Here is a 25,565-nt window from a genome sequence, read left to right on the forward strand (position 1 = left end):
ATATAATTCGTAAAAACTTAATATGAGGCTTACAGGAGTTACTCATATTCTCTGCATAACAATTGAACTATTCGACACTGGGTATCCCCACCAACAAAAAAGAAACCTTGATAGGCTCATTAACCAAATCAAGGTTCTTTTATTATTCTTTTTCAATTAGTATAGTATTACAAACAACTTCTACATTTAAAGGCGGCATAAAAATATTACATTTTAATATATCTTCTCCATCAATCTGTACATCTGTAATCTCAACATCTTGAATAAAATAAGGAATTTGAGTTTTCGTTAACTCTTTTAAGGGTTTCAATCTATCATCAACACTTGTTACAAATGAGAATTTCGAACATCCAGTAAAAAGTAAGATTACATTAAAATCTGTGTCTTCAAATACAATTCTAAGTTCATCTCCAAAAAAACTGGACTCCATTTGCAGTACTCTAGCATCCCAATAATGCAGTTCTTCAATTTCATTTAGTATTTTCTGAGCATTCAAGTTACTCCACCTCACTTTTTATATGGAATATGAGCATCCGGGCTTTTTCTATCCACAACGTTTAGGTTTACATCAAGCGGATTACCACTTTCATCAAAAATATGAACATGGTCATACTTTGTAACTTTGTCAGGAGGGTCAATTTTCATCCGGACATTTCCATTAGCATCTCTAATATGAACAAAACCGTTATTCTCAGTGTATTTCCAGTTACTTGGTAACCCATCTAATATATCATTTTTAGTCATGTTAGGAATATTATCGGCATTAATTTTTCCTACAAAATTACCTACACCATTACCCGTACCCTTATCCTCGGCAGGCTTTTTATTCGAGCCATTTTGTGATGATTGGGTATTAGTAGTTTCGGACTTAGAGTTGTTGTGTTTCTTCCAACTGTATATGTAGAAAAGCACTTGTCGCCTGTTATAGACAATCAAGTGCTTTAAGTTTATAAATTTTCTAATTTATTAATATTTGCAAGTTTTATAAGTTATTTTAGTATTGACAGTATGACATCTTTTTTACTACATGGCAAGTGTACCTTTTAAACCCTTTAGCTTGTTTAATCTCGTGTGTTTGTTGCTTATGCCATCCATAAAGTGGTCCTTGTAAGTAATATGTCATCTCACCCATTTTCGCTCTTATTACATTAGTATAAAAAAACATTTCTTGACGGCTTGCCTTCATGAGTTATTTATTCAAATTCAAGGATATCTTTAACTGTACACAAAAAAACTATTTATATCCTTGTTTATCGCCACGAGCTTTGTCATTATCGTTTATTTAGTCACTTTTCCATACAAAACTACCTCTTGCATGTAAAATGTCATCTCGCCTAATTCTCACACTTTTATTCTTAGACCACTGTTTACATAGTGCTCCTTGATGGCCCAGCCTTTATTAGCTTTCGAATCAAATATCAGATTACTTTTTAACCATAAATTTCATTGAGTTAAGGAAAAACCTTGAGAGGCATATAGCCAGTCAAGGTTTAACAACTCAATATCTATCCTCAAAAAGACAATTAAATATTGTAACGTCTTCCTCTTTTAACTCTAAAGAAATATTCGGCACTACAACATTCAGAATAGCTTCGTCTAGCGTTTGAATTCCATTATTATTTAATATTTCTAAAATCCTTATATTAATTCGCTCTGTTTCTTTATTAAGTGGAGAATATGCTTCATTTTTGTACAGCCCCATCATTGTAGTTGTACCTAACATATTTAACCACTGAATACGGAGCAATTAATGAAATTAACACCATAACCCCTGTTACCTCATGCTTTTCCTTAAGATAATCGTTAAACTCATCACTACCTATTCTAAAGTCCGGACTTAGTGATGATTGAATAAAATAAGAAAAGCACGTTGAATAACTGAAGTCGGTAAGATTATCAATGAATATCTGTTCTACCTCATCATTGAACTTACTAACCCAATATTCCTTATCAATATACTTAGCAAGTATATATTGAAAATCACCTTTTCCATACAATCTGTCAATTGTATTTAGTAAAACTTCTCTCATATTTTATCTCCATGAATATTACCTTTTTTATCAATATGAACTTTCACCCTAGTTTCTCCATTTGGTCCAACAGGCTTGCCAAAATCATAAGTTTTTACACTTCCATCTGCTCGTACCGGAGTAAAATTCATCCATGCTTCTTGAGTTAACTGTACACCATTTTTGACCTTCAGGCATTGTGACTTGGTTGAAACGTTATTACCATGCCCTGGCACATGCTTACCTTGCTTTCCTGCATCTACTTTTAGAATGCCACTACCTTTATTAATATTTTGTTGATTTAATTAGTCCTTCATTGTGACCACCTGTGCTCTTTCAGTGAAAATTAATGATATAGTTGGGATGAAGAAGAAACCACAACATGAGCGACTAGCTCACATTGTGGTTTCTTGGTTGTATTGTAAAATCCGCTGATACAGGTCGATAATAAAATATTTTCGTGACTATTATTAGTTTAGATACATAAATCTATCTTAAAGTTAGGTGTTATTGTAACTTCGATTACTGGCTCTTTACTTTGTTGCTTAATTATTAATAGTTTAGCATTCTCTACCCTAATTTCCTCTACATTTTGTATTTCAACGTCATATAATGGATTTTGAAGTTGTTTATTGTCCAATCTTATTGTTACATATTGGTCATAAACTGAAAAAGAAAATGCTATTTCTAATCCTAGAGGACCTTGCATCTTATATTTGTAAATTTCAGCTTCTTTATCAATTATTATTGGCTCACTATTGAATATTTCAAGCAGTAAGTATTCATCATATTTTATTGCCATGAAAATCACCCTCACTTCTTCTTGCTTCCCTTCGGAATTACCGTAATAACATCACCATTTGTGTTAGTAATTACAGTAGCGGCTTCACCATCATATTTTAGTGTATTTGGTCTATTTCCAGGAGTAGGTATTACATTTCTAATTGTATCCTCTACAACCATAGGTGGAACACCCCTTGGGTCAACAAATTTTTCAAATTCTTTAGTACCTGGCTTTAATCCCTTTTCAATGGCTCTTTTTTCTAACTCAACGTTAACTTGGATCAGATTAGGTGCCATTCTTTCTAGTGCATGTTCTGAATATCTTCTTCCCCCTATCTCACCGCCACCACGAGGAATATCCCATCCGGTTTCATTTTTACCCGTACCCTTATTCTCATCAGGCTTTTTATTCGAGCCATTTTGTGGTGGTTGGGAATTAGATGGCTTCGGACTTGGAGTTGTTGTGTTTCTTCCAACCGTTCCTGTATCCTCTATGCGTCTGACGTTTACACCTGCTCCTGCTAACTCCATCTCTGGTGGTCGCAGTTGACGCAGCTGTTGTTTGACTTCGTCTACTTTGGCTTGGATCTGCGTTTTTACATTTGAGACTTGCTTGTTGACTTTTTCTTTTACATTGCCTAAAAGACCTTTATTCGCTTTTTGAGCACTTTCACTGATACCCTTCGCTGCCTTCGCACCTTTATTGACCCATTTACCTGCTGTTGCCGCATTACCCACTACTGGAATCATAGCGCCAAAGGAGAGGGCCGCATTGACCTTGTCACCTCTTGCCGCATAAATAATACCATTCACGCCATCTGCTACTTCTCCTACAACGGGGACCATCCCGACTATATCTAAGCCCGTTTGGAGCGTATTTAACAGATTTTTAGGTTTTACAGCATTTTTCACTGCTTTGGTCGTTGCTTGTGCAGCTTTTTTCATCGCTGGTAGTACTTGTTTCTTCACTACCTGCTTCGTTTGTTTGACTGCGGTCTTTACCTGTTGCTTGGCCTTCGAAACAGCCGCCTTTGTTTTTTTCACAACCTTTTTCGTGGTCAGAACAGCTTTTTTAATTGCCTTTTTCGCCCGTTTAACCAATTTACTCTTGGATAAACTATTTTTCAGCTTCCGTGCCTTGGTAAAGAATTTACCCCACTTCTTCTTTTTCTTCTTGCGTTTTTTCTTCTTTTTATTGGATTTTCTTTGTTTTTTCTTCGTAGAGCTCTTCTTTTTGGAGGATTTCTTAGTGCTCTTTCCTTTTGATCCGCCGCTCTTTCCTTTTTTCTTTCCACTTGGGGAGCCTACTTTCGGAATCATCCCTAGTAAGCTTCCTGCTAATCCTAATAGACCCATTAGGCATCACCCCCACCAACAGGGATCATCCCCATGACGTCTAGGGCTGCCTCCAGGTCTGCTTCCTCTTCTTGCGCTGCGACAGATACAGGGGCTTTAATGGAGCCATCCATCGTCACTACCTGTCCCTGAATATCGGTATTGCCATCAAATACAAGACTGCTTGAGCCGCATGTGAAACGCATCGACTCCGCTGCACTCATGGACACACGTTTTCCGGCAAAGGTGATCGTGTCGTTGGCTTTGACCAGCAAGGAGGGCTTACTATGCACAGTGATGCCGCTGTCCTGATGGAGCTGCAGAAAGACAGCACCCTCCTTGGCGGTAAATGTTACGGACTGTGGGTCTAGCTTCATTTCCTTCCCTTTCGGTGTACCCCAGTAAGACGTTTTGGGATCAGCTGTTTTCGGGTTGGACTCGCCACCCTTTCGTACACTATGACGAACAAACGCTGCTTCCTCTCGATGTGTTGGGAAGGTTAGGTGGACGCTATCTCCTTCCTCTGGTGGGCTGTAAAAGCCACTATTCCCTTGCCGTATATGGTTAGCCAATCCATTTTTATGGTTTTACCCCTAGCGTTGTTTGTTTAACTTCTTATATAATTTCTTTTTTGAATGTATCCCTTTTTTATTCACGTATTATATGAAATTAAAAAGGTAGAAAAGCTGTTAGAACAACGTTTCTACCTTTAACTATTTGTTTTGACAAAGTATCCTATTAGGACATGGAAGTAAGACAAAATTCATAGCTAGTCATACAACTGTATATACCTTTCATTTAAAGGTATATTGACATTCTTAACTAATTCAATTTTTAGTAGCTCTATTTTATTTGATAGAATCGAAATGAACAATGCATAATAATCTCCTGTAGTTGGATAAGAAAATAAGCCATACCCTTTAGATGAAATAATTTTGTTCACTTCCTTTATTTTTTCTGGTAAAAACTCATATTCCAATTTACCAAGTTGCTCAAGTTCATCAAGGTTCTCCTAATACGTGTTCTAAATACAATTATTTTTCTTCTTCATACGCTAAGGCAATCTCCACTACTTCTTCTGGTGATAAATCCTCTTCATTCCAAAAAATTAAGTCACTAGGGGCTGGATGAGGAACATTATCTTCTAAAATTTCTATATATTCGCTTACTTCTTCATCAGACAGCTTAGGATTACATATTTTATTTACTAGTTCAACTAATTCATTAAAAGTTAGCTTTTTATCTATAATTATTCACTCATCCTTGGTGAAATAAATTGACAATAAATAAAATGTTAGCTTTTTAATCTTAAATTTCCTATTAATTCTTGAACATTCTCAGCAATATACTCAAATGTACCTCTTTCAAAATCTTCTAATTGAATTATTCCACTATTGTTCTCAATAACCACTAACAAACCATTTCCCTCAATTCCAATAGGTACCTTTTCTAAACTATCACCGTGATTTTTTTTATATCCTTTCAAAGACTCTCGGAAGGAACTTAGGCCAGTGCTCGGTAGGACAGGTTCTAATGTAATATAGTGCTCCTTAAAAAATCCATCTAAGTCTGCAAACCAATATGAGTTAAAATAATCAACTATTGATTTATGCAAATTTATATCAAATTCATCTTCTAATCTTGTAAAATTTTGTGAAACAGCCATTTCTACAGGTTTCCATGAGATATATTCATCCTCATCAGCTTCACCTTCATAAATTATTAGATTATCATCACTACTAACTGGTGTTTTAAATAAAAAATCTAAACCTTCTGCAGCCACCTCTTTCCTCATCTGAAAGTATATCTGCATTGCTTCTTTTGTTGACAAAATTATCACCCTTTACTTATTTAAAAATTTTTCAAGTAATTTAGCATACTCACTATCATTTCCCCAAACACCTGCAGCTTTTTCGGCATTATGAATACCACCTGTTCCTGGGTGTAACTTTGAAGGCACTGCAACTGCTTGGCCACCCCCACCTACGTGATGATGGATTAATTTATCATTATATAATTCCTTCATATCATATTGAGGGAAATGTTCCCTAAATGTTTTATCATTTATAGGAGCGAAACCTAAATCAATTTTTTGTTTATTTGCTTTACTTAAACTTTCTGGATGTTTATTCATTATTTCTTTCCAATAAAAGTCTTTATCACGTAACCAACCTTCTGCATTGGTTCCTGGTTTACCCTTACCCACATATGGCATTTCTACTGTAATTCTTGGGTCAGCAGTATATTTTTTTTCTAATTTTTTCAAATCTGCATTTCTATAAGTCCTTATAGGATGATTAGCATTACCCGTACCCTTATTCTCATCAGGCTTTTTATTCGAGCCATTTTGTGGTGGTTGGGAATTAGATGGCTTCGGACTCGAGGAGGACGTATTTTTTCCAACCGTTCCTGTATCCTCTATGCGTCTAACGTTTACACCTGCTCCTGCTAACTCCATCTCTGATGGTCGCAGCTGACGCAGCTGTTGTTTGACTTCGTCTACTTTGGCTTGGATCTGCGTTTTTACATTTGAGACTTGCTTGTTGACTTTTTCTTTTACATTGCCTAAAAGGCCTTTATTCGCTTTTTGAGCACTTTCACTGATACCCTTCGCTGCCTTCGCACCTTTATTGACCCATTTACCAGCTGTTGCTGCATTGCCCACTACTGGGATCATAGCGCCAAAGGAGAGAGCCGCATTGACCTTGTCACCTCTTGCCGCATAAATAATACCATTCACACCATCTGCTACTTCTCCTACAACGGGGACCATCCCGACTATATCTAAGCCCGTTTGTAGCGTATTTAACAGATTTTTAGGTTTTACAGCATTTTTCACTGCTTTGGTCGTTGCTTGTGCAGCCCTTTTCACGACTGGTAGTACTTGTTTCTTCACTACCTGCTTCGTCTGTTTGACAGCGGTCTTTACCTGTTGCTTGGCCTTCGACACGGCCGCCTTTGTTTTTTTCACAACCTTTTTCGTGGTCAGAACAGCTTTTTTAATTGCCTTTTTCGCCCGTTTAACCAATTTACTCTTGGATAAACTATTTTTTAGCTTCCGTGCCTTGGTAAAGAATTTACCCCACTTCTTCTTTTTCTTCTTGCGTTTTTTCTTCTTTTTATTGGATTTTCTTTGTTTTTTCTTCGTAGAGCTCTTCTTTTTGGAGGATTTCTTAGTGCTCTTTCCTTTTGATCCGCCGCTCTTTCCTTTTGATCCGCCGCTCTTTCCTTTTTTCTTTCCACCTGGGGAGCCTACTTTCGGAATCATCCCTAGTAAGCTTCCTGCTAATCCTAATAGACCCATTAGGCATCACCCCCACCAACAGGGATCATCCCCATGACGTCTAGGGCTGCCTCCAGGTCTGCTTCCTCTTCTTGCGCAGCGACAGATACAGGGGCTTTAATGGAGCCATCCATCGTCACTACCTGTCCCTGAATATCGGTATTGCCATCAAATACAAGACTGCTTGAGCCGCATGTGAAACGCATCGACTCCGTTGCACTCATGGACACACGTTTTCCGGCAAAGGTGATCGTGTCGTTGGCTTTGACCAGCAAGGAGGGCTTACTATGCACAGTGATGCCGCTATCCTGATGGAGCTGCAGAAAGACAGCGCCCTCCTTGGCGGTAAATGTTACGGACTGTGGGTCTAGCTTCATTTCCTTCCCTTTCGGTGTACCCCAGTAAGACGTTTTGGGATCAGCTGTTTTCGGGTTGGACTCGCCACCCTTTCGTACACTATGACGAACAAACGCTGCTTCCTCTCGATGTGTTGGGAAGGTTAGGTGGACGCTATCTCCTTCCTCTGGTGGGCTGTAAAAGCCACTATGTCCCTCTGCCGTATAAGGCGTAGCAAGTGGGAACCACGTAGCTTCTTCCTTTTTTTGTGTCTCATCGATACTGAGGTGGACTCGAACCTGATCCTTTTTGACCTCTAATACCTTTCCTTCAATCGCTGTGCCCGGTAGGAACGGAATACTGCGCCTATCTTGACGTATGCCTTTTTCGAACAGCAGATGATACTCATAGGTAAGGATGCCTTGCTTCATGCGGGCGATAGACTTGGCTACTACCAGCTCCTTGCCCTGGAGCAGAACGCGATCACCCAGTTTCAATGTTTTTCTAGATTCTATCACGTAGGCAACTGTATCCCGCTCTTCAATTGGCTGCTCGATGTCATTATGCTTACTATGTAAAAACTTAGAGCGATCCTTTAAGATCGTATAATTTGCCAAGGAAAGCTTTTGCATTCGCCCTTCAGGTAGGCCAAACCAAAACTTCGGCTTATCAGCATCCACTGCGGCGACTAATACAGCCCGAAAATGGGAGGCCATACGTTGTAAAAATTGCCAATCCGTCTCCTTATATTGTAATATAAATTGCTTAAGAGGAGTAGCTTTCGATACAGTATCAATAACATCTGCACCTGAATAATCTTCTAGCACCTTTTTTAACATCGCCTCATAAGTCATTTTATGATGCTGAAAGGAGCGGTATTTTTGTTTACAATCCAAGGTGAATGTAGAAGAAACAGCCTCTAATTCAACTTGATATACACCCCTTGTCATTCGTACCGCAATTTCTGTTACCTGCCCTTTAAAAAGCGCATGCAGCCGTTGACCTTTGTGTTTTTGATAGAGCTCTATTCGATCTGCCGTACTGGCAAGCTGCATACAACTATCTTTCTTTTCCGCAGGAATAAATCCCGTTATTGCTAATCTTGCATGGTCGTTCACTGTTTGAGTCAACGTGAGATTATGCAATGTTTGGATTTCATAGGGGGATACGAGTTCAAGCTCACCGTATCCGATTACTTCCTCGTATGTGTTCACATGAATTCCCTTCTTTCCTCAGGGGACAATCGCTTATTCTTGCCCATCATCTTCTACTTTTATCGTTCCACAATACATACACATATTAATCGATTGACTAACTAACGCTGGATGATTTTCAATTAATTGATCATCCTTCCCATTAATCCAGGGCATTGTAATCACAGGTGTACAGGGCATGGGCTTTAAGACACCATTATTAGCAGCTGTAGCTGCCGCAACAGTTGGATTCGCTAATGTCTGGCATAAGCCAAATGGTTGAATATTGACATAAGGCTTATAATCCATCGTATTCATCTGCGCCTTATTTTTCGTATAAACACCGTGACTGACTGGCATTTTTAAAATACTCGTTTGATCTCCTTGTGAACAGGATAATTTGGCACCAGCTACGACATAACTCCGTTGGTCGCCACCCTTTGTCTGCAATTCTTCTGACATAGAAAAACCATCCTTTCGATACGTAAGGTGTTACCACTTTTGCTAAACATAAGACTTAACTGCAATACTTACGTCTGACGACTCTTTCTTCAAATTGCTCTAATTTTAATCTCGCTATTTTCTCCCTACCATTTATCTAAAGCACCTTCCATCATGTGCTTTAATCCTTTTTCAAGCACCTCATCTATTTTCCTACAGAAAGAATGTCGTTCCATCTTCCTTCAGTTTGTATTTTTTGTAATCGTATTCCCCGAAAATCTCTGCGTAGAATACTCTCTGCTAATTCAATATTCACCACTATAAACTGTTCTTTAATGCCCTCGATTTGAAAGAATGAATAAGGAGCAGCCAACTGCTCATCTATGACTAGCTTCTTCAACGTACCATCCAGATGAAATTCCGTTTGAGTGGAAAGACAACGCACTCTTGGTGGGATCACCAGCCAATATAAGGTTTGCATTAATTTAGGCATATCCGTGAGAACAACTGCTTTAAATGGCATATTCGGGACATACTTTTCCACTAATTGTTTAACAGCATCAGAAATAAGCATGATTGGCTTTTCTATGAGATCGGTATACACCACCTCGCCTTTTTCTAATACAGGAAATTGCCGTTCAAGTTCCTCTAATTCTTCCATTCTTTCAATGGTTAATAGCTCTTTTTTAATCACTTGGGCAATACCAACAGGTTTCACAGCATTTGTGATACGTTCATCTTGAGATAGAATAAAATAGTTCATCTTTCGTCTCCTTTTTTCACACTGTCTACTTCCAAATGACACTAGCAGCCTGGAATGGATCTAGCTTTACATATTCCTTTGCTTCCTTAGAGAAAATAGCCATTTCTAAATTGGCTCCCGCAAAATTTGTATTTCTAACATTTGCCCCCATAAAGCTGGCCCCTCGTAAATTCGCTAGCTCAAAATTGGCGCCTTCTAAATTCGCATCGGTAAAACGAACCGGTAAATAGCCAGGTATTTCCCATTTCTGACGATCTAGTAGACCACTCGCTCCTTGTACTTGTTGAAAATTCGCTCCCTGTAACTGACTATTACTAAAATCCGCCTCATAAATTGCGCTAAAGCTCAAATCCGTGTCCATTAGCTGACTCTCCCGAAAGCTAGTACCAATCAACAGACATTCACGCATATGACAATTGGTTAAATTGGCTTTGTGGAAAAAGGCATAGCGAATATCCAAGCCTTCATATCGCCCACCTGCTAAATTTAAATGGCTAAATACCTCGTATGGATATTCCTCCTCTAATTGTTCATCTAGCCAAGCCTTTATTTCTTCACTATCCTTCGCTGAAAAATCCTCGCTATAGACAACCTCATTCATATCCATAAACTCGCCTACACGTATCTCGACAGCCACATCCCGATCTAGCGCCAAATACTCTGGACATCGAATAATGTCAGGTAGCGCATATCTAGCGAGACTTATTACATATTGGTGAAAATGTTTGGCGTCCTGAAGTCTAATGCGATCAATATCTGCTTGAGTAATTGCCCCCATAAAAGTTTTGCTATACAAACTTAATTCTTCAATGTATTGCTCTAAAAAATGATGCGCCCAGCCTGCATCATAAGTAGTTAAAAGTGGATGAATATCAAAAAACCATTCCTCATCCGTAGCTTCTACTAAATAGTGAGGGTTGCTCTCTAGTAGCTCTGTGCGTAGCATTGAAAACGTGATATGTGCAATCGGTCCTTTCTGTTGAAGCGTTTGCTGTTGTTTGAGTTGCTGACATATTTTTTGAAAAGACATCCTAAAATCATCAGCGAGCCTATCCTTGGAGGCTTGAAAAAAATCCTCAAGCAATAAGAGATATTTCAACCGTCTTTTTTCTACTTCGTTATCATAAAAATGCTGTAAAACTCCCTGTGTCTGCATATAAGTCTCCTTCCTTCTCATTCACACGCAACCATTTTAATTTGCCTTTACTTCCTTCCCAAAAATCTGCACACTGCCATTCATCGTTATTTTACTTTCTTTGCATTGTAAAGAAATTTCTTCCTCCGCAGACAAAAGAATTTTCTTACTCGCATTCACTGATATATCTGCCTCAGAGATTAGTTTAATTTCTTTTTTACTAAATATTTCAATACCATTTGCTTCGTTTAGCCGAATAAAAATATCCCCATCCTGTGCAGTAATAACCACTTCAGTTGGACTCATTTTAATTTCTTTACCAAAGGCTGTACGATAATATTTGGTTGAGGGATCATCTAGTTTGTTCGTTGCTGAAGTATCTAAATTTTTTCGTATGGAGCTGCTAGAAATTCCTTCCTCCTCCCGATGTGAAGGAAAATAGACATGAACAAAATCATTAATTTCAGGCATACAATACCAACCACTATGTCCCTCTGCTGTATAGCCTGTAGAATAAAGAAACCAATGTGCTTTGCCTTTATCCTGCTTCTCATCAATCGCTAAATGCACCTTAATATGATCCTTTGCGACTTCTAATACTTTTCCTTCCAGTGATAAGCCTGAGATCGCATCGTTAAATAGTTCACTTTTATTCATGCCATTTTTCGTTGACAGCGTATAATAATGTTTCAGCAAGCCACCCTTCATGGTTGTGTATGCTTCACATATATAAAGCGTTTGTTGATGAAAAGTGACATGATCTCCTATTTCCATTACCTTATCTGTTTCCACCTCATAGTATAGAAAGTCATGCTCTCCCATACCTCCATTACCATTCTCTGTATATAGAAGGTAATCTGCTAGTTTTTTTCGGGTCGTATAATGGTAATCTTCTAGCTTGCCTTTAGCTCTACCAGCAGGCACACCAAAATGGAACTTTGGCTTATCAAAGGTAGCAGCAGGCACTAGTCCAGTGTTAAAACGTGAGGCTAGTCTTTTTAAAAATTGCCAATCTGTCTCTCGATATTGCAGGGTAAACTTGTCTAATTTAGCACCCTTTGTTGCTTCATCAATAATGTCAAGACCAGGATAAAAAGGATGTAATAGTTTGAATAAAGACGAATAGGTCATTTCCTTATCCTGATAGGAGCGATTTTTCTTTTTAATGTCTAGCTGGTAGGTGCTTGAAGCCGCTTCTACTTCAATATAATAAATGCCACGAACTGAACGAACCTTCACATCTAAAATTACACCTTTAAATAAGGGTGAAGGGATACCAAGATGATTAAGCTGATTTACTTCAATTGCCGATTTTGCCTCCGTCATTTCCACATATGTGTCTCTCGCTACTTCAGGCACAATACCAGTAAAACGTAACGTAGCATGTTCATTCATTTTTTTTACGATAGTAAGCTCTTGAATACTAATAAGCTCAAAAGGTAGAATTTGAATATTATGATAAGCTGTCACGACACTACTCATCGTATTCCCCCTCCGTTCCTACTATTTGAAGCAAATCGCAAGGATTCCATCATAGCTCTCGCAATCGGACGCCAAGTTTCAAGGTCCTCCTCCATACAATTGAAGGTTCCAATAAGTGCTATTCCTTCGATAGAGGCAAAGAACATTAAATTAAAAATATCGCCATCAATAGCCGGTGTAATAATCTCTAAAAAGCCTACTGTCTTTTCGTCAATCTTCAGGACATCCGTATCAAGCCAATCAGCTGAAGGTTGAGCTTGTTCAAGGATATCAATCATATTTTCTTGAAAAGCAGCAACTCCCTCCTCCTGTAATCGATGTGGAGTCAGGTTGAAGGCAAGATTAATCGATGAGGATTCATCTGTATAAATTAGATTTGGTCGACGGTCCGATGGGTACTTTAAGGCTGCTAATTCAGTAGACATCTTAGAAAATAGTTTTGGCATACGAATCGTCATTTTACCATCCAATAATGACTGCTCCATCACCCCTATCTTCTCATCATCAATGATGATGTAGCTTTGATAGATATTTACTTTTTCAAGGTCTTGCTCCTCCTGCTTAGATGCCTGCTCAGGCTCCTGTTCCTTTTGTAAGGCTACTTGTCGCTGGGCTAGCTCATGTTGCTCCTGCTCTCTCATTTCATTTCTTAATGCAATAATTTTTTCATCTATAAACTTCATCCCAATCACCTTCCGTTTTTTCATCAACTATATTTCAACCTATCAACTATTATTTGCTTAGTCCCTACACATCCTTCATGACACAGAATTTGAAATCTGATCCTTCCATTGCCTCAACCATCTCATCAAAGGCATACCTGTTGGCAATGCTTCTCTCTACTTCTTCCTCACAAAAATATGAGTTTGAGTGCTATCTTTTCTATGTATAGGATCTTTTATTTCCGCCTTTAAAGTAATTTTAGGGAGATTAAAAATAATCTAAGGAACTATAAAAGTTCCTTAGATAATTAGTAGTGTTTTATCCTGCTGCAATCTTAGACAGCGTAGCCGCCTTCGATTTTTGCCAAATCTGTTTTGTCTTTCTTTTGCTTAATAAATAAGAAGAATTCACCGATACCTTCTGTGTCACCATATCTTTCTGTATAATCCACCACAAAAGCGTTCGGGAAATGAATTTTTCTTACTACTTGATCCGCTGAAACAACCTCTAATGTCACTTTACGGTAACAATCAGCCTTTTCAGCTGGTACTAATGACCATAAACCTAATTTCATCGTATCATCAGAATTATCACCATCAGTTGCTGTAAGAATTTTACCTCTTACTTTTAAAGTGGCTCCAACATCTGTAGAGCGAGCGTTCGAATCATTTGGTGTATCTGTTTCATATTCGACAGTCATGATGCTTTCTAAGCCTAATTCAATTGCCTCTGAACCTTCTACTTTTAATACAAAACCCATTTTCTTACCCCCTAAAATTTGTTAAATCAAGACATCTAACTGTTCTGCAGAATATTAGCAATTAGTCTCTCGATTCTTATTTATGTTAAAAGATTTAAAAAATCTTAAACATACGACTGAAAAATTGAATAATTGTAGGTTTATACTTGTTAGGCTTTAACAGCACTTGTCCCTTTTGTAATCATTACTTCTAAATTCTTCACATTGCCATTAAACACAAGGTCAATTTGACACGTGCTCGTTTTCTCGTCAATAATGTAGCCGATATCATCTCCATCATGGAATTTCTTTAATCTTTTCATCACTTAGACTGTCGATCCCCTTTACATCTCCAACAAGCGTAATTAAGTCCATTTTTTCAGGATTAATTTCTTCAAATAGCATGGTTCTGTTTGTTTGATTAATAATCTCCATTCATTTGGCTGTATATTTCTACAGCCGTCCCTCCTTTAGATAACGAATTTCGGGTAAGCATAAACATTTAGTGATAAAAATACAGGATTAGAATTATATAACTACTTCTTATAAAGAATATTTCAGGAATAAAAATCAATTTGAGGCTAAGCTATGTACTAGAAACTCTAATTCTTCTTTTATGCATTTTTTATTCACTAATGATAGGATGTATCACAAAAGTAACTATATAACACCAAAAATTAATGTCAATATTTTCTATAGAAGATATTGACATTAAAAACAATTTAAAGTATTTTTAGTAAAAATGTTACATATAATAATTATGATATTTTTTCAGTTAATATAGGATTAATCCTATTTTTTTATAAAAAAAAAACTAAAGGTTCAATTACTCTTGGGCCCAAAGCTGTTTTTTTAAATAATCTTCTATATAGGAAAAATGAATAAAAAGTATTAATCAAATAACGACATTAGTCTTTTAGGATGAATATACATAAAATAGTTCTTTAAGCATTTGTACTTTTCTTTCAGGATATTATGAATTTCAAAAAGGAAAGTCCAACCTCCAAAAATAGTTAGGAGAAATAGCATTGTTCACCTCTTCATTTACAACTTCACCCTCTTATCCTTGGAAAGTTACATCTAAACAAAATAATCGAAAATTTTGCTTTCCTTTTATGATTTTCTTCCCAAAAGTCATGAGCCAGTAATCAGTCACACTTTTATTTGGCTTTATATTACGTCGCCAGCACGCTAAAATCCAATGTTCATCCATTCAGCTTGTAATTTAAGGTGCAAAAAAAACCGTTCACCTAAACGTGAACGGTTTTGGAGACTATGCTTTTTGATAACGAAGCACTGGTGTACGAGCAGCGCGTGTTTCGTCTAGACGAGATACGACTGTTGTATGAGGTGCTTCTTGAACGATTGATGGATTTTCTTCTGCTTCTTTCGCAATTTGAATCATTACATCACAGAATGCATCTAATGTTTCTTTAGATTCAGTTTCAGTTGGCTCGATCATTAACGCCTCTTCCACATTTAATGGGAAGTATGTTGTAGGTGGATGGTAGCCAAAGTCTAACAAACGTTTTGCGATATCTAATGTACGAACGCCTAGCTTCTTCTGACGACGACCTGATAAGACAAATTCATGTTTACAGTGACGGTTATATGGTAGATCGTAGAATGGCTCTAAGCGACGCATCATATAGTTTGCGTTTAATACAGCATATTCTGTAACAGCTTTTAAGCCATCTGGCCCCATTGTACGAATATAAGTATAAGCACGAACATTGATACCAAAGTTACCATAGTAAGGTTTTACGCGTCCGATTGATTGTGGACGATCGTAGTCAAAGTGATATGTGCCTTCTTCAGTTCTTACTAATACTGGTTTTGGTAGGAATGGAATTAAATCTGCTTTTACACCTACTGGACCAGAACCTGGGCCACCGCCACCATGTGGGCCTGTAAATGTTTTGTGTAGATTTAAATGCACACAGTCAAAGCCCATATCGCCAGGACGTGCTTTACTCATTACAGCATTGAGGTTCGCACCATCATAGTACACTTTACCGCCTACAGAGTGAATTAGCTCTGCCATTTCGATAATGTTTTCTTCAAATAACCCTAGTGTATTCGGGTTCGTTAACATGAGTGCTGCTGTATCAGAACCTACTACTTTGCGAAGGTCTTCGATATCAACTAAGCCATTTTCATCTGATTTAACAGTGATTGTTTCAAAGCCTGCTACTGTCGCAGATGCTGGGTTTGTACCGTGAGCTGAATCAGGAACGATTACCTTGTTACGGTGACCTTCACCATTTGCTTCATGGAACGCACGAATCATCATTAACGCTGTCCATTCACCATGAGCACCTGCTGCTGGTTGTAATGTAACTTCATCCATCCCAGTAATTTCCACTAAAGAAGTTTGAAGATCGTAAAGAAGCTCCATTGCCCCTTGTACTGTTGATTCATCCTGTAATGGGTGAACATTTGCAAAGCCTGAAAGACGTGCAACTGTTTCGTTAATTTTCGGATTATATTTCATCGTACAAGAGCCAAGCGGATAGAAGCCCGAGTCTACCCCATGGTTTCTACGAGAAAGTGCTGTATAATGACGCATAATATCAAGCTCAGATACTTCAGGTAGTTCTGCTGCCTCTGAACGTACTAGGTTTGCAGGTAATAAATCTGCTAGGTCTACTTCAGGCACATCTAGTGCTTCTAAACTATAGCCAACGCGACCTTCTTTTGAAATTTCAAAAATGAGTGATTGATTTTCGTTATGCATTAAGAGCCCCCATTTCTGCAACAAGTGCATCAATTTCTTCCTTCGTGCGTAATTCAGTTACTGCGATTAGCACATGATTTTTAAGAGAGTCATAATTTTGACCTAAAGGATAGCCACCGATAATACCCTTTTCGATTAAGCCTTTATTGATTTCCTTCACACATTTATTCGTTTTCACAACGATTTCATTGAAGTGTGCACCTTGGAATGCTACTGTAAAGCCTGCTGCTTCAAAGGCATTTTTTGCATAACGTGTTTTCGCGATATTTTGAGTAGCCATTTCACGAATTCCCTGTTTTCCTAGAGCTGTCATCGCTACAGAAGCTGCAAGTGCAAGTAGTGCTTGGTTTGAGCAAATATTCGAAGTTGCCTTATCACGACGGATATGTTGCTCACGTGCTTGTAGTGTTAATACGTATCCACGACGGCCTTCACCATCCACTGTTTCACCAACAAGACGTCCTGGAACCTTACGCATCAATTTTGTTGTCACTGCAAAGAAACCACAATGTGGGCCGCCGAAAGCTTCAGAAATACCAAATACTTGCGCATCACCTACACAAATATCAGCACCAAGCTTGCCAGGAGGCGTTAAAATTCCTAATGCCAATGGGTTAGAAGATACAACGAGTAAGCTTTTTGCAGCATGTGCAATATCCCCGATCACTTGGATGTCTTCCACTTGGCCGAAGAAGTTTGGATATTGGGCAATAACAGCTGCTGTGTTGTCATCGATCAACTCTTTTAATGCATCCACATCTGTCACACCATCTTTTTGCGGGATAGTCACAATCTCAATGGATTGACCGTAGGCATATGTAGCAACAACATCGCGATATTCTGGGTGCACTGCTTCAGACACTAAAATTTTCTTGCGACGCGTATGACCAGCTGCCAGCATACCTGCCTCTGCTAAAGCTGTACCACCGTCATACATAGAAGAGTTTGCAAGATCCATACCCGTTAGCTCGGCAATCATCGTTTGGAATTCAAAGATGGCTTGTAGTTCACCTTGTGAAATCTCTGGCTGATATGGTGTATAAGCTGTATAGAATTCTGAACGAGAAATAACATGGTCTACGATCACTGGTTTATAGTGGTTATAAACACCTGCACCTAAAAATGATACGTTGGCATTTGTGTCTTTATTTTTAGCAGCAAGTGCCGTTAACTCTTTTAATAACGCAGATTCTGATTTTGCTTCTTTAATATCATAAAGGCCTTTAAAGCGGACTTTCTCAGGAATATCCTCAAATAACTCATCGACTGAGGATACACCGATTACGTCTAACATTTCTTTTTGATCTTGCTCCGTCATAGGTAAATAACGATGTTTCATAAATGTAGGTCCCTCTTTTCAACTATTATTTTGAACGCTTGTAAAACGGTGTTTCTACTGTTATTACCTTTAAGTGTTTACCGCGAATTTCAATTTCCAGTTCAGTTCCGATTGTTGCGAATTGACTGTCAATTAATGCGTGACCAACATTACGTTTTGATGAAGGAAGCTGTGTACCAGTTGTCACTTCACCGATTTCTTGACCATCCTTAAACACTTTGTAGCCATGGCGTGGAATGCCTTTATCAATCATTTCAATGCCTACAAGTTTGCGTGGTAGACCATTTTCCTTTTGAGCTACTAATGCTTCATGACCAATGAAGCCTTCTTTATTTAATTTCACAGCGAAGCCAATACCAGCCTCTAGAGGAGAAATTGTTGCTGATAGCTCTTGACCATATAGTGGTAGCCCCGCTTCAAAACGAAGTGTATCACGACATCCTAGTCCAGCTGGAACCACACCTTTTTCTTGACCTGCCTCTAAAATTTTCCCCCAAAGCGCTTTGATGTCTTCTGGAGCGCCATATAATTCAAAGCCATCTTCTCCTGTATAGCCACTGCGAGAAACTAATACTTTATGTCCGGCAACCTCCACATTCTCTTGGAAGCGGAAAAATTTAATGGCACTTACATCAGTTGAAGTAAGGGATTGAAGAACTTCTTCTGCTAGTGGCCCTTGAAGAGCAATTTGTGCATAGGCATCTGATTGGTTATCAATCGTCACATCATATTGATGTTGATTTTCCATCATCCAATCGTAGTCTTTTTCAATGTTAGCTGCATTGACACATAATAAATAGTGATTGTCAGCTAATTTATATGTTAATAAATCATCAACAACGCCACCATCTTCATAGCACATTGCCGTGTACTGCGCTTGACCATCGACAATTTTTGAGACATCATTTGATAACAGATTTTGTAAAAAATCTAATGCATCGGGACCAGTTACTAAAATCTCTCCCATATGTGATACATCAAATAAGCCTGCACGATTACGCACTGCATCGTGTTCTTCTTTAATAGAAGAGAATTGAACTGGTAATTCCCATCCACCGAAGTCAACTGTTTTTGCACCATATTTCGCGTATTCTTCAAATAGAGGTGTACGTTTTAATTCATTCGCCATTCTTTTTTGCCCCCTTATTGTTAGTTACATTTTTACTGGTAGTAGTTCGTCTGCTTTTTGTATTCCTACAATCAATTACGTAAAACTGGCTATAGACATAAAAAAAGACAGACGAACCCCTTTTCGGGATTCTCTGTCCTTGCACCTGAAAGTTACACCAGACTGGCTCGCAAGCTTTACCCTTGCCAATCAGTCGGCTTTCCCCTTTGGTGGCTGTTATTGTTATACTACAGCTCTCTCCAGAGTTGCGTCTTGTACGAGTCCTTTTACCTGAGAGATTCATAGCCCATTGCTACTTGCTCCTTCGGTGGCGTCTACACGCTCTCTCCCCGCACAATCATCCGCCCAAGATAAATCTTGGTACTATTTAGTATTCAATGAACATTTAGTTACTTATTTGTCTATATCCTAACATTAAATGCATTGGAAAGGCAATCATTTTTTAAAAGATAATAAAACACGAACATTAAATTGACATAATATATTCATCGTTCGTTTTTTAACCTTTTCACTTGAAATACTAAATACTCTAGAATTTGGCGAATCGTCCTACCTTCTGTCAGCACCTGAATATGACCTGCATCACGGTAAAACTTCCTTCTGTAGTGATACAGACTTTCTAGCTCCTCCTTTGTAGAGCTCTGTACAATGGGTCTATTTGGATCATGCTGAACTCGTTTATAAATATCCTCAAACGACGCATCTAAAAAAAACACCAATCCACTGCGTCTCATAATTTTTCGATTTTCAGCATTAATGGCAACGCCACCACCAGTCGAAATAATGCAAGCCTCGTCCCTGAAATTTTTCAAAAATTCTGTTTCTATTTCTCGAAAGTGGGCCTCACCGTATTTTTCAAAAATCTGTGGAATGGTCATCCCCTGCTGACGCACAATTTCATGATCCATATCATAATATGGCATCTTCAATAAATAGCTTAAGCGTCTTCCTAATGCACTTTTTCCACTACCCATAAAACCAACTAAATATATTTTTCGCAATTCGATTCACCTTCTTATAACTACGATTCTACACTGTCTGACAAAATTTGTCCCAATAAATTTATCGTAGCTCGAACATTCAATTTTTCTAGCCCATCATATGTTCGATACTGCATTTCATAAGACATATAATACGCAAGAACAAAAGTAGTTACAAAAAATAATAATGCAATTGCGATCAAAAAAATAGCCCCTCTGTCATTTTTCAATAATTGGCACATAAAAGGCTCGCTCCTTTTGAATACCACTCGCCATTTCAACAGCTACCGTCAGCTTATTTTCGGAATAGCTAAATTGACATTTATTGATTCCTATTAGCATAGGAACATGTCCACCCTTTACCTGCTCACGAATAATATTTGAGTAGCAATCAACATGATGGAGCGTATTAGCTGTTTGGAAAGTTATTCTTTTTTGATCTTCACGAATGGAAAAGGTGGAAAGTTCTTTTAGAGAGAGGTTCAAGTCGGAAACAAATAGTTCCCACTTTGTTTGTTCATCTGTTAGCATAGTTGATTTCATTTCTGCAAACCAAAGTATTATAAGGACAAAAAAATGAGAAATAAGCACAAAAACGACTAATTGAAACATAGCTTCTATTAATGTATAGCCTTTTTCATTCATGAGGCTTCACCTGTCACTTGGATACATTTTTGGCGTGACTCCTGTAAATTTTGAAATTGGACACAAACTTGTTGTTCGTCAACGATCCAATGATAAGCAACCTGTTCAATGGTCCGAGAGCCCTCTGTTACTTGAATCGCATGGTACTGTTTTAAACCTTCGTATGCTGTTTCAGCTGCAATTAGCTCCATTTTTTTATTAGCAAGATTTGTTTTCATCGTATAGGTAATGGGGATTAACGAGGTACAAAGTAACATCAAAATACCCACACCTAAAATAGTTTCTACAAAAGAATAGCCTGACTCATTCAATCCTAGCTCTCCCTCGCCCTAATGTTATGATTACTTTTTTCTTGCCCTGTGGTGTTTTAAATGCCATGGTGCCTGCTGACATCACATTGCCGCTGTAGTTATAGACAAGTGTTTGAATGGAACTCTCAGCTGGCAAAAATTCAACCCCCTTCGGAAAAGAACGTTCATATAAATGAGTATAAATATCTTTTTGAATAGTATAACGATTTATTGAACCTTCCATTTTCAAGGCTATATATTGTCGTTGGCTCATACTATAGGTTTGAATATATTGAATATCTAGCTGTAATTGCGTAAAAAATCGTTCTAATTCCTTGGTTTCTGCTATTTTCAATGAGAATTTACTAACAATTGCTGTTAAACTCATAACAAGAAATAAGACAACCAGCATTTCAAGAATGGTAAAACCGCCGTTTTTACGAACATTCATTAGCTATCCGTACCTGTTTCCAAGTTGACATTGGCTGGACGTACCTCTCCCTCATTAGTAATCACTATTTCTTCTTTATTTGGGCAGGTTGTTTCATTTTCCTTTAAATAGCCCTTTGCCACTAAATCCTCTAAGGTAGGATAAGCCATATAATCTACACGATACGCCTCTACTTGACCTTGTACCATGCTTATATAAGCCGTACAGCCTTTCTTATCTATTGTGGCGAAATGCTTTGTAACATTTGGGATTGTAATTAAAATAAGAATAGATATAATTAACAAAACTATAAGCATCTCAATTAAAGTAAAACCATCTTGTTGGTTAAGACGTTTCATCATCTTCCTCCTAAACTAATTCAATCATGTGATAGATGGGTAATAATAAACTGATATAAGCCGCTATTATACAAGCAGCTATAAGGATAAAGAAACTAGGCTGCACAAACGATAATATTTTTTGCAAAAGCTGTTCCTGCTTTTCCATTAATAAATCGCTATACAATATTAACTCTTTTGCTAAATAACCGCTGTGCTCGCCATGCTCAACGAACATCGGAAAGTCCTTTTGAAAAACGGCCATGATCGTTACCGCCTGTGTGAGTGATTCTCCAAAGATGACTCTATCTTTTATACGCTGTGAAAGAACTTGAAGAAATGGTTGTAGTTGCTGTTCCTCTAATAGCTGTAGGCTTGCTTGTAATGAAAATCCACTTTGTAGTAAGCTTCCTAAATAAGCAGCAAATTGCCTTGTCAAAGTCAACCTAAAATAGCGTTGTAGAAAGGGGATTTTTAATAAGACTGTAAGTTGATGAGCAACAGCTTGTCGTTTAAGATAGAATCGAAAAAGGAATACGCTACCTATTACTATGAACATGGTCGAGATAACTACATCTGGAACATGCAATAACAGATTGGACAATGCAATGCTTGTCTCCTCTGTTTCAGAGGTACGACTGCCGACCATTCTTTCAATGTTCGGCAAAAAAAATGTACGAAACACAAAAAATAATAACAATAAAAAGATAATCAGTGTGACAGGATAGATCAGCAGCTTGATTAACTTTTTTTTAGTCTTTTCACTTACTGTTATCTGTTTAGCTACACCTTCAAACGCTTCTATCATATGACCATTGTTTTCCGCCACCTTAATTGCCATTAAATAATGATTCCCTAGCTGTAATGTTTCAAATATCCCTGCAACGCCTACTCCTTGTCTGAGCTTTTCATCAATTTGCTGTTGTATGTCCTCATGTGCTTCAATATGATGAGGTAGTAGCATGGAAATAGCTTGGGGAAATAAATATCCTTCCTGCATTAATACACATAAACGATTGAAAAGCTGAGCTTGCTCCTTTACCCGCCATTTCGTAGCCCGATTATAAAAAAGAGCCATTTTATCGATGTATGTTTGTAACTGCATATAGGCTCTCCACTAATTCTTTTTGTCCCATTAATGTTAAATCATAAGGAAGTTTGTAATTGCCCTTATCTTTGATGGCGGTGATGGCTCTTGATAGATGGTCATCATGTAATATCTCATAGACAGCTCGACGTTCTTCATGTATAGCTGAGGTTTGAACAAGCATTTGGGCAACTATACCGATAACCGTTTGACGAAGCTCTTCTATCGACACACCTAAATCCATTAAACGATAGAGACAATTAATGGAGTCTTTTGCATGAATAGTGGAGACAACTAAGTGCCCTGTTAAAGAAGCTTGGATGGCAATATTTGCTGTTTCTCTATCGCGAATTTCACCAATCATAATGACATCAGGTGAATGGCGTAAAATGGCTTTTAATCCTGCAGCATACGTAACGCCTGCTCGCTCGTTGACTTGAATTTGAAGTAAATTGGCTTGACTGTTTTCTACAGGGTCTTCTAAAGAGATTACATGTCGATTCAATTCTGTGGAACAGTAGTGGATGAGGGAATAAAGTGAAGTAGACTTGCCAGAGCCTGTTGCTCCCGTAAAAAACAGAAGACCTTGTCGGTTTTGTATCAGTTCCATGAGTTGGTGAGCTGCGCTTTTGGAAAAGCTTAGGGAAGTTAGTGGAAATGCATGATTTTGGAGAAGTAAACGAATAATTAAGCTTTCTTTTAAAAATACAGAAGGAAGTGTGGATACTCGAAACGAATAAGAATTTTGCTCCATTGCCTTTTGAAAGGCACCGCTTTGAGGTTTACGACGCTCACTAATATCTAATTCTGCAAGAAATTTATAGTAAGAGATCATTCTTTCTGCAAGTTCATAAGGTAGCTCACCAGCTTGTAGAAGTTTATCATATTTTCGAAAATAGATCCGATACTTTATGTTTCCTGGAACTAGCAATAAATCGGATGCTCCAAAATGATAGGCCTTTAGTAAAAGTTGCTCACATTTTTGTTCGACAACTGTTTCAAAATTCTGCATATATGCACCTCTCTTTTAGTTCATTCGAATATGACCGCTCTATTCGTTATTTCCTAGTATAAAGAGGAACTCGCCACGAGAAAAGCCCTTTTCAGAAAATAAAAATTTGTAAGTTAATTTTCTACCAAAAATGTTTTTTGCTATAAAAATGTGGATAAAGTGCAATTTTCCACTAAAAAAGAATATAAATACATGAAAAAATTAATATTTATGCCGAAATGAACTGTATCTTTTTCAATAATACAATATAATAGTATCAACATGATTATTTTCCTAACACTTGGTAGACGAACATAATTTTTATAATAAATTAAAGAGGTGAAGCTCATGATCCATCCATTAAAAATTACTAGTACACTAGCGGATGAAACAAGATACTCTATTTATGAGTACATATTGCAAGAGAAAAAAACAGTTACTGTACAACATATTGCTGATAAATTCGGTATCCATCCAAACGTTGCTCGACTTCATTTAACGAAGCTTTCAGAAATAAATATTATTACAGCTGACTATGTAAAAACAGGTAAAGGTGGCAGACCTGGACGTGTTTATAAAGCTTCAGAAAAAGGCGTATCTCTTACTTTTCCAAGACGCGAGGAAGATCGTTTATTAAAATGGACGATACAATTAATTGAAGACTTTGGTCCATCTGCATTAACAAAGTGCCAGGAAATTAGCTACCAAGACGGCTACCAGCAAATGAAAAATTATATGAGTGCTGAATTGACAGTAAGTAATTCTCTTTCCTTCGATGAAAAACTTCAGCTATTAACGGACAATGCCGCTTTAATTGGCTATATTCCACAAATTCAACAAACTGAGCAAGGAAAAAAAGTTATCTTCTCCATTTTCAATTGTCCATTCCAGGAGCAACTGACAGCCTATTCTGAAATTGTTTGTTCATTACATGAATCCTATTTAAAAGGTCAATTAGATGCATTGTTTACGAATAATGAATTTGTGCAAATGGAAAGTATGATACATAATTGCGATTTATGTAAATATGAAATAAACGTGACAGAAATCGATAGCTAGATTAAAAATCCATTTGTTTGTCACAAACATGGAGAAGTTCCAGTTTACAGACACCTTTCATATCATTTATAATGAGTAAGAGATTATTGTGTCGTGGGCAAAAGGAGGGGAAATTTCATGGATAATATGTATAAAGTTATGGCATTCTGGACAGGTATTTTTGCCGTTATGTTCTACCTTGGAGGTATGAACGAGGTATCGCTATTATTCTTAGGTAATACAGGTTTATTCTTATTATTAGGCTTCTTAAACCTTTCAGAACGTATGTACATGTACATTTTCGGAGCATATTTAACTGTATTCTTCGCTGGCTTCACGTACTATACAACATTCATTCACGTACCTGGTGGCGGTCATTAATACAAACAAAATCGCGTA

The 25,565-nt window shown here is 37.7% G+C and carries 32 protein-coding genes and 1 riboswitch; of the genes, 2 read left to right on the forward strand and 30 right to left on the reverse strand.

Features of this window, described 5'->3' with window-relative positions; all coding sequences use genetic code 11:
- Nucleotides 1-142 precede the first annotated feature (142 nt).
- The 30 genes from L6W14_RS14370 to comGA all read right to left on the reverse strand — a co-directional run bounded on the left by L6W14_RS14370 (nt 143) and on the right by comGA (nt 24,149).
- On the reverse strand, nt 143-496 hold the full coding sequence (locus L6W14_RS14370) for a hypothetical protein (RefSeq protein WP_036074807.1): 354 nt from the start codon (nt 494-496) through the stop codon (nt 143-145).
- An 11-nt stretch (nt 497-507) separates the two neighbouring features.
- A complete protein-coding gene (locus L6W14_RS14375) occupies nt 508-912 on the reverse strand; it encodes a hypothetical protein (RefSeq protein WP_237898248.1) in 405 nt (134 codons plus the stop codon).
- Nucleotides 913-1,682: 770 nt separating this feature from the next.
- Nucleotides 1,683-2,030: a hypothetical protein gene (locus tag L6W14_RS14380; protein ID WP_227744907.1), complete on the reverse strand. Its 348-nt coding sequence runs from the start codon at nt 2,028-2,030 to the stop codon at nt 1,683-1,685.
- Nucleotides 2,027-2,245: a hypothetical protein gene (locus L6W14_RS14385; protein WP_131520622.1), complete on the reverse strand. Its 219-nt coding sequence runs from the start codon at nt 2,243-2,245 to the stop codon at nt 2,027-2,029. Before L6W14_RS14385 ends, L6W14_RS14380 begins: the two co-directional genes overlap by 4 nt.
- Before the next feature lie 239 nt (nt 2,246-2,484).
- Nucleotides 2,485-2,811 (reverse strand): hypothetical protein, encoded by a 327-nt coding sequence (locus tag L6W14_RS14390; RefSeq protein ID WP_131520621.1) that lies wholly within the window; start codon nt 2,809-2,811, stop codon nt 2,485-2,487.
- Between the two features lie 11 nt (nt 2,812-2,822).
- Nucleotides 2,823-4,148 carry a hypothetical protein gene (locus L6W14_RS14395; RefSeq protein ID WP_237898249.1) on the reverse strand — a complete coding sequence of 442 codons (1,326 nt, stop codon included), beginning with the start codon at nt 4,146-4,148 and terminating at the stop codon, nt 2,823-2,825.
- On the reverse strand, nt 4,148-4,351 hold the full coding sequence (locus L6W14_RS14400; RefSeq protein WP_237898250.1) for a hypothetical protein: 204 nt from the start codon (nt 4,349-4,351) through the stop codon (nt 4,148-4,150). The genes L6W14_RS14395 and L6W14_RS14400 overlap by 1 nt, the downstream gene beginning before the upstream one ends.
- Before the next feature lie 810 nt (nt 4,352-5,161).
- Nucleotides 5,162-5,374: a bacteriocin immunity protein gene (locus tag L6W14_RS14405; protein WP_081977429.1), complete on the reverse strand. Its 213-nt coding sequence runs from the start codon at nt 5,372-5,374 to the stop codon at nt 5,162-5,164.
- Between the two features lie 47 nt (nt 5,375-5,421).
- Nucleotides 5,422-5,940 (reverse strand): SecY-interacting protein Syd, encoded by a 519-nt coding sequence (locus L6W14_RS14410; protein WP_036074957.1) that lies wholly within the window; start codon nt 5,938-5,940, stop codon nt 5,422-5,424.
- 30 nt (nt 5,941-5,970) lie between these two features.
- Nucleotides 5,971-7,431, reverse strand: a complete 1,461-nt coding sequence (locus tag L6W14_RS14415) for a hypothetical protein (protein ID WP_237898251.1) — start codon at nt 7,429-7,431, stop codon at nt 5,971-5,973.
- On the reverse strand, nt 7,431-8,960 hold the full coding sequence (locus tag L6W14_RS14420) for a contractile injection system protein, VgrG/Pvc8 family (RefSeq protein ID WP_237898252.1): 1,530 nt from the start codon (nt 8,958-8,960) through the stop codon (nt 7,431-7,433). Before L6W14_RS14420 ends, L6W14_RS14415 begins: the two co-directional genes overlap by 1 nt.
- A gap of 33 nt (nt 8,961-8,993) precedes the next feature.
- The gene (locus L6W14_RS14425) at nt 8,994-9,401 is read right to left on the reverse strand and encodes a DUF4280 domain-containing protein (protein ID WP_036076149.1); all 408 of its coding nucleotides are present in this window, start codon (nt 9,399-9,401) and stop codon (nt 8,994-8,996) included.
- A gap of 184 nt (nt 9,402-9,585) precedes the next feature.
- The gene (locus L6W14_RS14430) at nt 9,586-10,143 is read right to left on the reverse strand and encodes a serine protease (RefSeq protein WP_237898253.1); all 558 of its coding nucleotides are present in this window, start codon (nt 10,141-10,143) and stop codon (nt 9,586-9,588) included.
- Between the two features lie 25 nt (nt 10,144-10,168).
- On the reverse strand, nt 10,169-11,299 hold the full coding sequence (locus L6W14_RS14435; RefSeq protein ID WP_237898254.1) for a pentapeptide repeat-containing protein: 1,131 nt from the start codon (nt 11,297-11,299) through the stop codon (nt 10,169-10,171).
- Nucleotides 11,300-11,335: 36 nt separating this feature from the next.
- The gene (locus tag L6W14_RS14440; RefSeq protein WP_237898255.1) at nt 11,336-12,760 is read right to left on the reverse strand and encodes a DUF2345 domain-containing protein; all 1,425 of its coding nucleotides are present in this window, start codon (nt 12,758-12,760) and stop codon (nt 11,336-11,338) included.
- Entirely contained in the window at nt 12,757-13,443 is a 687-nt protein-coding gene (locus tag L6W14_RS14445) for a hypothetical protein (protein ID WP_237898256.1), read from the reverse strand. Before L6W14_RS14445 ends, L6W14_RS14440 begins: the two co-directional genes overlap by 4 nt.
- Nucleotides 13,444-13,757: 314 nt before the next feature.
- Complete coding sequence (locus tag L6W14_RS14450; RefSeq protein WP_036076155.1) at nt 13,758-14,183, reverse strand: hypothetical protein; 426 nt, start codon at nt 14,181-14,183, stop codon at nt 13,758-13,760.
- Nucleotides 14,184-14,332: 149 nt separating this feature from the next.
- Nucleotides 14,333-14,488, reverse strand: coding sequence for a hypothetical protein (locus tag L6W14_RS14455; protein ID WP_176408523.1), 156 nt, complete (start codon nt 14,486-14,488; stop codon nt 14,333-14,335).
- Nucleotides 14,460-14,597: a hypothetical protein gene (locus tag L6W14_RS14460; protein ID WP_156113261.1), complete on the reverse strand. Its 138-nt coding sequence runs from the start codon at nt 14,595-14,597 to the stop codon at nt 14,460-14,462. Before L6W14_RS14460 ends, L6W14_RS14455 begins: the two co-directional genes overlap by 29 nt.
- Before the next feature lie 838 nt (nt 14,598-15,435).
- Nucleotides 15,436-16,899 carry an aminomethyl-transferring glycine dehydrogenase subunit GcvPB gene (gcvPB, locus tag L6W14_RS14465; RefSeq protein ID WP_016993972.1) on the reverse strand — a complete coding sequence of 488 codons (1,464 nt, stop codon included), beginning with the start codon at nt 16,897-16,899 and terminating at the stop codon, nt 15,436-15,438.
- The gene (gcvPA, locus tag L6W14_RS14470) at nt 16,892-18,238 is read right to left on the reverse strand and encodes an aminomethyl-transferring glycine dehydrogenase subunit GcvPA (RefSeq protein ID WP_016993971.1); all 1,347 of its coding nucleotides are present in this window, start codon (nt 18,236-18,238) and stop codon (nt 16,892-16,894) included. Before gcvPA ends, gcvPB begins: the two co-directional genes overlap by 8 nt.
- A 25-nt stretch (nt 18,239-18,263) precedes the next feature.
- A complete protein-coding gene (gene gcvT, locus L6W14_RS14475) occupies nt 18,264-19,367 on the reverse strand; it encodes a glycine cleavage system aminomethyltransferase GcvT (protein WP_237898257.1) in 1,104 nt (367 codons plus the stop codon).
- Between the two features lie 248 nt (nt 19,368-19,615).
- Nucleotides 19,616-19,708: riboswitch (glycine riboswitch) on the reverse strand.
- A gap of 144 nt (nt 19,709-19,852) precedes the next feature.
- On the reverse strand, nt 19,853-20,368 hold the full coding sequence (locus tag L6W14_RS14480; RefSeq protein WP_004231053.1) for a shikimate kinase: 516 nt from the start codon (nt 20,366-20,368) through the stop codon (nt 19,853-19,855).
- Nucleotides 20,369-20,388: 20 nt separating this feature from the next.
- Entirely contained in the window at nt 20,389-20,550 is a 162-nt protein-coding gene (locus L6W14_RS14485; RefSeq protein ID WP_225340350.1) for a hypothetical protein, read from the reverse strand.
- Nucleotides 20,551-20,566: 16 nt separating this feature from the next.
- Nucleotides 20,567-20,992: a competence type IV pilus minor pilin ComGF gene (gene comGF / locus L6W14_RS14490; RefSeq protein ID WP_131520615.1), complete on the reverse strand. Its 426-nt coding sequence runs from the start codon at nt 20,990-20,992 to the stop codon at nt 20,567-20,569.
- Nucleotides 20,989-21,303: a hypothetical protein gene (locus L6W14_RS14495; protein ID WP_131520614.1), complete on the reverse strand. Its 315-nt coding sequence runs from the start codon at nt 21,301-21,303 to the stop codon at nt 20,989-20,991. The genes comGF and L6W14_RS14495 overlap by 4 nt, the downstream gene beginning before the upstream one ends.
- Nucleotides 21,296-21,733: a competence type IV pilus minor pilin ComGD gene (gene comGD, locus L6W14_RS14500; RefSeq protein ID WP_131520613.1), complete on the reverse strand. Its 438-nt coding sequence runs from the start codon at nt 21,731-21,733 to the stop codon at nt 21,296-21,298. The genes L6W14_RS14495 and comGD overlap by 8 nt, the downstream gene beginning before the upstream one ends.
- Entirely contained in the window at nt 21,733-22,071 is a 339-nt protein-coding gene (gene comGC, locus L6W14_RS14505; protein ID WP_131520612.1) for a competence type IV pilus major pilin ComGC, read from the reverse strand. The genes comGD and comGC overlap by 1 nt, the downstream gene beginning before the upstream one ends.
- A gap of 10 nt (nt 22,072-22,081) precedes the next feature.
- Nucleotides 22,082-23,155, reverse strand: coding sequence for a competence type IV pilus assembly protein ComGB (gene comGB, locus L6W14_RS14510; RefSeq protein ID WP_237898258.1), 1,074 nt, complete (start codon nt 23,153-23,155; stop codon nt 22,082-22,084).
- Nucleotides 23,130-24,149: a competence type IV pilus ATPase ComGA gene (gene comGA / locus L6W14_RS14515; RefSeq protein ID WP_131520610.1), complete on the reverse strand. Its 1,020-nt coding sequence runs from the start codon at nt 24,147-24,149 to the stop codon at nt 23,130-23,132. Before comGA ends, comGB begins: the two co-directional genes overlap by 26 nt.
- 327 nt (nt 24,150-24,476) lie before the next feature.
- Between comGA and L6W14_RS14520 the strand changes: the two genes are divergently transcribed.
- Together L6W14_RS14520 and L6W14_RS14525 are read left to right on the forward strand one after the other, a co-directional pair.
- A complete protein-coding gene (locus L6W14_RS14520; protein WP_131520609.1) occupies nt 24,477-25,187 on the forward strand; it encodes a helix-turn-helix transcriptional regulator in 711 nt (236 codons plus the stop codon).
- A gap of 117 nt (nt 25,188-25,304) precedes the next feature.
- Complete coding sequence (locus L6W14_RS14525; RefSeq protein WP_004231035.1) at nt 25,305-25,547, forward strand: DUF2626 family protein; 243 nt, start codon at nt 25,305-25,307, stop codon at nt 25,545-25,547.
- Nucleotides 25,548-25,565: the final 18 nt, after the last annotated feature.

The sequence above is a fragment of the Lysinibacillus sp. ACHW1.5 genome, assembly GCF_022014815.1.
Classification (GTDB): Bacteria; Bacillota; Bacilli; order Bacillales_A; family Planococcaceae; genus Lysinibacillus; species Lysinibacillus capsici.

What these genes read in the sequence shown, in the direction of transcription:
- L6W14_RS14380 (WP_227744907.1), bottom strand. Translation starts at nt 2,030, where the DNA reads ATGAGAGAAGTTTTACTAAATACAATTGACAGATTGTATGGAAAAGGT.
- L6W14_RS14390 (WP_131520621.1), bottom strand. Translation starts at nt 2,811, where the DNA reads ATGGCAATAAAATATGATGAATACTTACTGCTTGAAATATTCAATAGT.
- L6W14_RS14395 (WP_237898249.1), bottom strand. Translation starts at nt 4,148, where the DNA reads ATGGGTCTATTAGGATTAGCAGGAAGCTTACTAGGGATGATTCCGAAA.
- L6W14_RS14400 (WP_237898250.1), bottom strand. Translation starts at nt 4,351, where the DNA reads ATGAGTGCAGCGGAGTCGATGCGTTTCACATGCGGCTCAAGCAGTCTT.
- L6W14_RS14410 (WP_036074957.1), bottom strand. Translation starts at nt 5,940, where the DNA reads ATGCAGATATACTTTCAGATGAGGAAAGAGGTGGCTGCAGAAGGTTTA.
- L6W14_RS14415 (WP_237898251.1), bottom strand. Translation starts at nt 7,431, where the DNA reads ATGGGTCTATTAGGATTAGCAGGAAGCTTACTAGGGATGATTCCGAAA.
- L6W14_RS14425 (WP_036076149.1), bottom strand. Translation starts at nt 9,401, where the DNA reads ATGTCAGAAGAATTGCAGACAAAGGGTGGCGACCAACGGAGTTATGTC.
- L6W14_RS14430 (WP_237898253.1), bottom strand. Translation starts at nt 10,143, where the DNA reads ATGAACTATTTTATTCTATCTCAAGATGAACGTATCACAAATGCTGTG.
- L6W14_RS14435 (WP_237898254.1), bottom strand. Translation starts at nt 11,299, where the DNA reads ATGCAGACACAGGGAGTTTTACAGCATTTTTATGATAACGAAGTAGAA.
- L6W14_RS14440 (WP_237898255.1), bottom strand. Translation starts at nt 12,760, where the DNA reads ATGAGTAGTGTCGTGACAGCTTATCATAATATTCAAATTCTACCTTTT.
- L6W14_RS14445 (WP_237898256.1), bottom strand. Translation starts at nt 13,443, where the DNA reads ATGAAGTTTATAGATGAAAAAATTATTGCATTAAGAAATGAAATGAGA.
- L6W14_RS14450 (WP_036076155.1), bottom strand. Translation starts at nt 14,183, where the DNA reads ATGGGTTTTGTATTAAAAGTAGAAGGTTCAGAGGCAATTGAATTAGGC.
- L6W14_RS14460 (WP_156113261.1), bottom strand. Translation starts at nt 14,597, where the DNA reads ATGGAGATTATTAATCAAACAAACAGAACCATGCTATTTGAAGAAATT.
- gcvPB (WP_016993972.1), bottom strand. Translation starts at nt 16,899, where the DNA reads ATGCATAACGAAAATCAATCACTCATTTTTGAAATTTCAAAAGAAGGT.
- gcvPA (WP_016993971.1), bottom strand. Translation starts at nt 18,238, where the DNA reads ATGAAACATCGTTATTTACCTATGACGGAGCAAGATCAAAAAGAAATG.
- gcvT (WP_237898257.1), bottom strand. Translation starts at nt 19,367, where the DNA reads ATGGCGAATGAATTAAAACGTACACCTCTATTTGAAGAATACGCGAAA.
- comGF (WP_131520615.1), bottom strand. Translation starts at nt 20,992, where the DNA reads ATGAATGAAAAAGGCTATACATTAATAGAAGCTATGTTTCAATTAGTC.
- comGD (WP_131520613.1), bottom strand. Translation starts at nt 21,733, where the DNA reads ATGAATGTTCGTAAAAACGGCGGTTTTACCATTCTTGAAATGCTGGTT.
- comGC (WP_131520612.1), bottom strand. Translation starts at nt 22,071, where the DNA reads ATGAAACGTCTTAACCAACAAGATGGTTTTACTTTAATTGAGATGCTT.
- comGB (WP_237898258.1), bottom strand. Translation starts at nt 23,155, where the DNA reads ATGCAGTTACAAACATACATCGATAAAATGGCTCTTTTTTATAATCGG.
- comGA (WP_131520610.1), bottom strand. Translation starts at nt 24,149, where the DNA reads ATGCAGAATTTTGAAACAGTTGTCGAACAAAAATGTGAGCAACTTTTA.
- L6W14_RS14520 (WP_131520609.1), top strand. Translation starts at nt 24,477, where the DNA reads ATGATCCATCCATTAAAAATTACTAGTACACTAGCGGATGAAACAAGA.
- L6W14_RS14525 (WP_004231035.1), top strand. Translation starts at nt 25,305, where the DNA reads ATGGATAATATGTATAAAGTTATGGCATTCTGGACAGGTATTTTTGCC.